The organism is Kitasatospora aureofaciens (genome assembly GCF_019192735.1).
GTDB classification, from domain to species: domain Bacteria; phylum Actinomycetota; class Actinomycetes; order Streptomycetales; family Streptomycetaceae; genus Kitasatospora; species Kitasatospora aureofaciens_A.
Genome location: NZ_JAHTKP010000123.1, coordinates 1 through 7,668, shown reverse-complemented (window position 1 = coordinate 7,668; position 7,668 = coordinate 1). Strand labels below are relative to the sequence as shown.

Sequence of the window (7,668 nt, the reverse complement as noted above, 5' to 3'; positions counted from 1 at the left end):
GCCCGCACGTGGTGGCCGGACACTCGATCGGCGAGCTGGCCGCCGCGCACGTGGCCGGGGTCTGGTCGCTGGAGGATGCCTGTGCGGTGGTGGCCGCTCGCGGCCGGCTGATGCAGCAACTGCCCGCAGGCGGCGCCATGGTGGCGGTCGAGGCGACCGAGGATCAGGTCGTCGAGGCGATCGCAGGCCGCGCCGGTGTGGGCATCGCCGCCGTGAACGGCCCCAGGGCCGTGGTGATTTCCGGTGTCGAGGACGAAGTGCTCGCGGCCGCCGATGAGTTGGCGCGATCGGGGGCGCGCACCAAGCGTCTGCAGGTCTCCCACGCGTTCCACTCCCCGCTGATGGAACCGATGCTGGAGCGCTTCGCTGAGGTGGTTGGTGCGGTCAGCTACCGGACGCCCAAGCTGGCCATGGTCTCCGCCCTCACCGGCCGGCCGGTGACCGACGAGGTCACCGACCCGGCCTACTGGGTGAAGCATGTCCGTGAGGCGGTCCGCTTCTGCGACGCCGCGCAGGCCCTGCGGGCCACGGGAGTGCGGACGTTCATCGAGATCGGCCCCGACGGCGTGCTGTCGGGCATGGGCCCCCAGACCCGCACCGACGCCGAAGACGACGCGGCCACCGAGGTCTGGCTCCCCCTGCTGCGCCGAGGCCGCGACGAACCCCGCGCGCTGCTCACCGCGTTGGCGAAGGTGTTCGTGCGGGGTCTGGCGGTCGAGTGGGACAAGGTCTTCACCGGCACCGGTGCTCAGCGGGTCGACCTGCCCACCTATGCCTTCCAGCGTCAGCGCTACTGGCTGCCGACCGGTATCGCTGTGGTGGACGCGGCCGGGCTGGGCCAGTCGCCCGCACATCACCCGCTGCTGGGCGCGGCGGTGACGTTGCCGGCGAGTGGCGGCGTGGTGCTGACGGGTCGGTTGTCGCTGTCCGGGCAGCCGTGGCTGGCCGATCACGTGGTGGCCGGGCAGGTGGTTGTGCCGGGGACCGCGCTGGTCGAGATGGCGGTGCGGGCCGGTGACGAGGCCGGCTGCGGCCGGGTCGAAGAGCTGCTGATCGAGTCGCCGCTGGTGCTCCCGTCCCAGGGCGGGGTGCGGGTGCAGGTCACGGTGGACGAGCCGGGCGAGTCCGGTCGCCGTGCGGTGGCCGTCTACGCCCAGGCGGACGACGCGACGTTCGAGGAAGAGTGGACTCGCCACGCGGCGGGCGTTCTGGCTTCTGCCGACGTGGCTGTCGGTGAGGGTTGGGGGCAGTGGCCCCCGGCTGGTGCGGAAGCCGTGGATCTGGACGGGTTCTACCCGGCGCTGGCCGGGAGCGGTCTCGCCTACGGCCCGGTGTTCCAGGGGATCCGTGCGGCGTGGCAGCGGGGCGAGGAGCTGTTCGCCGAGGTCGCCCTTCCGGACGGCGTGAGCGCCGCCGGCTTCCGGCTGCACCCGGCCCTGCTGGATACTGCCCTGCACGTGATCGTGGGCACTGGCGAACGCCGGGATCGGCCTGAAGTCCCCTTCGCCTGGGGCGATGTGGTCGTCCACGCGGCGGATGCGGTGGCGGCGCGGGTGCGGGTGACGCCGTCGGGCGAGGGTGTGTCTGTGACCTTGGCAGATGCCACCGGTGGGCTGATCGCGTCGGTGGGCTCGCTGGTCCTGCGGCCCTTTGCCGCCGCTGCGGCGCCGGCTCGTGACGATCTGTTCGGGGTGGAGTGGGTTCCTGCTGCGGTCACCGAGTCCGAGGCGCCGAGCGGCCGGTGGGCCGTGCTCGGGGAGGAGTTGCCGGGTGCGGTGTCGTACCCGGATCTGGCGGCGTTGGTCGCGTCGGCCATCGACGAGGGCGAGGCTGTTCCCGAGGTTGTGGTGGTTCGGGTCGTGCCGGAGCCGGGTGCCGGCGATGTCGCGGGTGCGGCTCGTGGTGCTGCGGTGCGCGTGCTGGGTCTGGTGCAGGAGTGGCTGGCTGCGGATGCGCTGTCCGCGTCGCAGCTGGTGGTGGTGACCGAGCGTGCCGTGGACGCCGGTCCCGAGGCGCCGGTGGAGGTCACGGCTGCTCCGGTCTGGGGTCTCGTGCGGGTGGTCCAGTCGGAGAACCCCGGCCGGGTGCTGCTGGCGGACCTGGACGACCTGTCCGCCGACGCGGTGTCGTTCCTGCGGGCAGGTGTGGCGTCCGGTGAGCCGCAGTTCGCGGTGCGGGCCGGTCAGGTGCGGGTGCCGCGGCTTGTGCGGGTGCCGTCCGCGTCGGTCGGTATCGATGGCCGTGCGGGCACGGTGCTGGTGACGGGTGCGTCGGGTGCGCTGGGCGGCCTGGTCGCCCGGCATCTGGTGGCGACCGGACGGGCCGGGCGGCTGGTGCTGGTCTCGCGTCGTGGCATAGAGGCGTCCGGGATGCCGGAACTCGTTGCCGACCTGGAGCAGTTGGGCGTCGAGGTCACGGTGGCGGCCTGCGACGTCGCCGACCGCGAGGAACTCGCGGACGTCCTGAAGGGTGTGCCGCTGACGGGCGTCGTCCACGCGGCCGGGATCGTGGACGACGGGCTTGCCACGGCCCTGGTGCCGGAGCGGGTGGAGTCGGTCATGCGGCCGAAGGTCGACGCCGCCTGGAACCTGCACGAGCTGACCCTCGGCATGGATCTGGACACCTTCGTCCTGTTCTCCTCGGTGGCCGGGACCTGGGGCACCGCCGGGCAGGCCAACTACGCGGCGGGCAACACCTTCCTGGACGCGCTGGCCGCGCTGCGCCGCCGGGCCGGTCTGCCCGGGACGTCCCTGGTGTGGGGCCCGTGGGAAGACGGCATGGCCGGCGGTCTCACCGATGCCGACTGGCGCCGGCTGTCCCGCCAGGGCCTGAAGCCGCTGCCCGCGTCCGAAGGGCTCGCCCTGCTCGACGCTGCCGCCCACGCTGCCGCCCCCATGGTGGTGACGGCCCAGCTCGACCTGGCCGCGCTGCAACGTTCCGGCGATGTCCCGCCGCTGCTGTCCGGCCTCGTCCGTGCGACGCGGGCGGGTTCGCCTGCCCGTCGTACGGTCGGTCGGTCCGCCGCCGGCGACCAGAACGCGCTGGCCGCGCGTCTGGCCGCGTTGAGCCCGGACGAGCAGCGGGAGGCGGTGCAGGACCTGGTCCTGTCGCAGGCCGCCCTGGTGCTGGGCATGTCGGGACCCGGAGCCGTCGAAACCGGTCGCTCCTTCCGCGAGGTCGGCTTCGACTCGCTCACCGCTGTCGAGCTGCGCAGCCGGCTCAACAACGTCACAGGTCTGCGTCTGCCGGCGACGGTGGCGTTCGACTACCCGACGCCGGCGGCGCTGGCCGGGTTCGTGCTGGGCGAGCTGGTCGGTGAGGCCGATCCCGCGTCGGCGGGCTCTGCGCGGCCCGTGGTCCGCGGTGTGCCGGCGGATGACGACCGTCTGGTGATCGTCGGGATGGCGTGCCGGTTCCCGGGAGGCGTGTCGTCCCCAGGCGAGTTCTGGGAACTGCTGGAGTCGCGCGGGGACGCGATCGGTCTCTTCCCGACGAATCGGGGTTGGCCCGAGGACCTGGTCGATCCGGATCCGGACGCGGTGGGCAAGAGCGTCTCGGGTGAGGGCGGATTCCTGTACGACGCGGGGGAGTTCGACGCGGAGTTCTTCGGGATCAGTCCGCGCGAGGCGGTCGCGATGGATCCGCAGCAGCGGTTGCTGCTGGAGACGTCGTGGCAGGCGCTGGAGGACGCCGGGATCGACCCGACGGCGTTGCGGGGCAGCGCGACCGGCGTGTTTGCGGGCCTCTTCTACCACGACTACCTGCCGTCGCATTTCGTGCCGGAGGAGGTCGAGGGGTATCTCGGTATTGGGGGTACGGGCTCGGTCGCCTCGGGGCGTGTGTCGTATGCGCTGGGGCTGGAGGGCCCGGCGGTGACGGTGGACACGGCGTGTTCGTCGTCGCTGGTCGCGCTGCACCTGGCCTGCCAGTCGCTGCGCTCGGGCGAGAGCACCCTGGCGTTGGCGGGTGGCGTGACGGTGATGTCGACCCCCGGCACGTTCATCGATTTCTCGCGCCAGCGCGGCCTGGCGTCCGACGGTCGCTGCAAGGCGTACGGGGAGGCGGCGGACGGCACCGGGTGGGGCGAGGGTGTCGGGGTGCTGGTTCTTGAGCGCATGTCCGACGCGCTGCGCAACGGACACCGGATTCTGGCGATGGTTGCCGGTACGGCCGTCAACCAGGACGGAGCGTCGAACGGTCTGACCGCGCCCAACGGTCCGTCGCAGCAGCGGGTGATCCGTGCGGCGCTGGCCAACGCAGGTCTGGCCGCGGGCGATGTGGATGTGGTCGAGGGCCATGGCACGGGCACCAAGCTGGGCGACCCGATCGAGGCGCAGGCGCTGCTTGCCACCTATGGCCAGGACCGGCCGGAGGACCGGCCGCTGCTGCTCGGCTCGGTGAAGTCCAACATCGGCCACGCCCAGGCCGCCGCCGGTGTGGCGGGGATCATCAAGATGGTGACCGCGATGCAGCACGGTGTGGTGCCGGCGACGCTGCACGCCGAGGAGCCGTCCTCGCACGTGGACTGGGACGCCGGCGCGGTGCAGTTGGTGACCGAAGCGCAACCCTGGCCCGATGCCGGGCATCCCCGGCGTGCGGGTGTGTCGTCGTTCGGGTTCTCCGGCACGAATGCGCATGTGATCATCGAGCAGGCGCCGGTTGAGGAAGCTTCTGCGCCTCGTGCGGACGGCCAGGTGCTGCCGGTGGTGCCGTGGGTGGTGTCGGGTCGGTCTGTGGCGGGTCTTGCCGGTCAGGCCGAGCGGCTGGCGGAGGTCGTTCGGCAGCAGGCGGATGTGGACGTCGCCGATGTGGGTTGGTCGCTGGCGACGTCGCGTGCGGCGCTTGAGCACCGGGCTTTGGTGCTCGGCTCGGATCGTGACGAGCTGGTGGCCGGGCTTGGGGCGTTGGCCGAGGGCCGTGAGGTTCCGGGCGTGGTGACCGGAACTGTGGGTGGTGCGGGCAAGGTCGGGTTCGTGTTCACGGGCCAGGGTGCCCAGCGTGTGGGCATGGGCCAGGGGTTGTATGCGGCGTTCCCGGTGTTCGCGGAGGCGTTCGACGCGGTCTGTGCCGGGCTGGCGGAGCACCTGGACGGTTCGCCGGCGGCCGTGGTCCGGGGCGAGGGCGAGGGTCGGATCGACGACACGATGTGGGCCCAGCCCGCATTGTTCGCCATCGAGGTGGCCCTGTTCCGCCTGCTGGAGTCGTGGGGCGTGAGCCCGCACGTGGTGGCCGGACACTCGATCGGCGAGCTGGCCGCCGCGCACGTGGCCGGGGTCTGGTCGCTGGAGGATGCCTGTGCGGTGGTGGCCGCTCGCGGCCGGCTGATGCAGCAACTTCCCACCGGCGGCGCCATGGTGGCGGTTGAGGCGACCGAGGATCAGGTCGTCGAGGCGATCGCGGGCCGCGCCGGTGTGGGCATCGCCGCCGTGAACGGCCCCAGGGCCGTGGTGATTTCCGGTGTCGAGGACGAAGTGCTCGCAGCAGCCGAGGAGTTGGCACAGGCAGGGGCTCGTACGAAGCGTCTGCAGGTCTCCCACGCGTTCCACTCCCCGCTGATGGACCCGATGCTGGAGGAGTTCGGGCGCGTTGTCGCCTCCGTCAGCTACGGTGCGCCCAAGCTGGCCATGGTGTCGGCGCTGACGGGCGAGCCGGTGACGGACGAGGTCACCGACCCCGCGTACTGGGTGAAGCATGTCCGTGAGGCCGTCCGCTTCTGCGACGCCGCGCAGGCCCTGCGGGCCACGGGAGTGCGGACGTTCATCGAGATCGGCCCCGACGGCGTACTGTCCGGCATGGGCCCCCAGACCCGCACCGACGCCGAAGACGACGCGGCCACCGAGGCATGGCTGCCGCTGCTGCGCCGAGGCCGCGACGAGCCTCGGGCGCTGATGACGGCCCTGGCGAAGGCGTTCGTGCGGGGCGTTTCGGTCGGCTGGGACGAGATCTACACGGGCACCGGCGCTCAGCGCGTCGACCTGCCCACCTACGCCTTCCAGCGGCAGCGCTACTGGCTGAACATAACCGCCGGCAGCCGCGCCGAGGATCTCGGCTTGGAGAACCCGGGGCACCCGCTGCTGGGTGCGGCAGTGACGCTGCCGGCAAGTGGCGGGCTGGTGTTGACGGGTCGGGTGTCGCTCGCCGGGCAGCCGTGGCTCGCTGATCACGCGGTGGCCGGCCAGGTGGTTGTACCCGCTGCGGTGCTGGTGGACATGGCGGTGCGGGCCGGTGACGAGGCCGGCTGCGGCCGGGTCGAGGAACTGCTGATCGAGTCGCCGCTGGTGCTCCCGTCCCAAGGCGGAACTAGGGTGCAGGTCACGGTGGACGAGGCGGACGAGTCCGGTCGTCGAGCGGTGGCCGTCTACGCGCAGGCCGAGGGCGCGACGCTGGAAGAGGAGTGGACCCGGCACGCCGTCGGCGTTCTTGCTCCGGCCGACGTCTCCGTCGACGACGGTAGTGGTCTGGCGCAGTGGCCGCCGGCCGGTGCGGAAGCCGTGGATCTGGACGGGTTCTACCCGGGGCTGGCCGAGTGTGGTCTCGCCTACGGTCCGGTGTTCCAGGGGACGCAGGGGGTGTGGCGGCGTGGCGAGGAACTGTTCGCCGAGGTGGCGCTGCCCGAGGGCCTGGCGGTGTCCGGGTTCGGGGTGCACCCGGCCCTGCTGGACGCCTCCCTGCACGTGATCGTGGGTGCCGGTGAACGGCGGGATCGGCCTGAAGTCCCGTTCGCCTGGGGCGATGTGGTCGTCCACGCGGCGGATGCGGTGGCGGCACGGGTGCGGGTGACGCCGTCGGCCTCGGGCGAGGGCGTTTCACTGACCCTGGCAGATGCCACGGGTGGGCTGATCGCGTCGGTGGGCTCCGTGGTCCTGCGGCCCTTCGTCGCCGCTGCGGCGCCGGCTCGCGACGATCTGTTCGGGGTGGAGTGGGTCCCTGCTGTCGTCACCGAGTCCGAGGTGCCGGACGGTCGGTGGGCCGTGCTCGGGGAGGAGTTGCCGGGCGCGGTGTCGTACCCGGATGTGGCGGCGTTGCTTGCGTCGGCCATCGACGAGGGTGGGGCTGTTCCCGAGGTTGTGGTGGTGCGGGTCGTGCCGGAGCCGGGTGCCGGCGATGTCGCGGGTGCGGCTCGTGGTGCTGCGGTGCGCGTGCTGGGTCTGGTGCAGGAGTGGCTGGCTGCGGATGCGTTGTCCGGCTCGCGGTTGGTGGTGGTGACCGAGCGTGCCGTGGACGCCGGTCCCGAGGCGCCGGTGGAGGTCGCGGCTGCTCCGGTGTGGGGTCTGGTGCGGGTTGCGCAGTCGGAGAGCCCGGGCCGGATCACGCTGGCCGATGTGGACGACGCGTCCGCTGCCGAGGTCGCGGAGTGGCTGCGCGCCGGAGTGCAGCTCGGTGAGTCGCAGTTTGCGGTGCGGGCGGGTCAGGTGCGGGTGCCGCGGCTTGTGCGTGTGCCGTCCGCGCCCACCGCGGCCGGCATCGATGGCCGCGCGGGCACGGTGTTGGTGACGGGTGCGTCGGGTGCGTTGGGCGGCCTGGTCGCCCGGCATCTGGCCGCGACCGGACGGGCCGGGCGGCTGCTGCTGGTCTCGCGTCGTGGCACAGAGGCGTCCGGGATGCCGGAACTCGTTGCCGATCTGGAGGAGTTGGGTGTCGAGGTCACGGTGGCGGCCTGTGACGTGG

1 protein-coding gene is annotated in these 7,668 nt (G+C 72.4%); it reads left to right on the top strand.

Annotated elements, in window-relative coordinates; all coding sequences use genetic code 11:
- On the top strand, positions 1-7,668 hold a 7,668-nt coding region (locus KV557_RS41060), incomplete at both ends, for a type I polyketide synthase (RefSeq protein WP_218207191.1).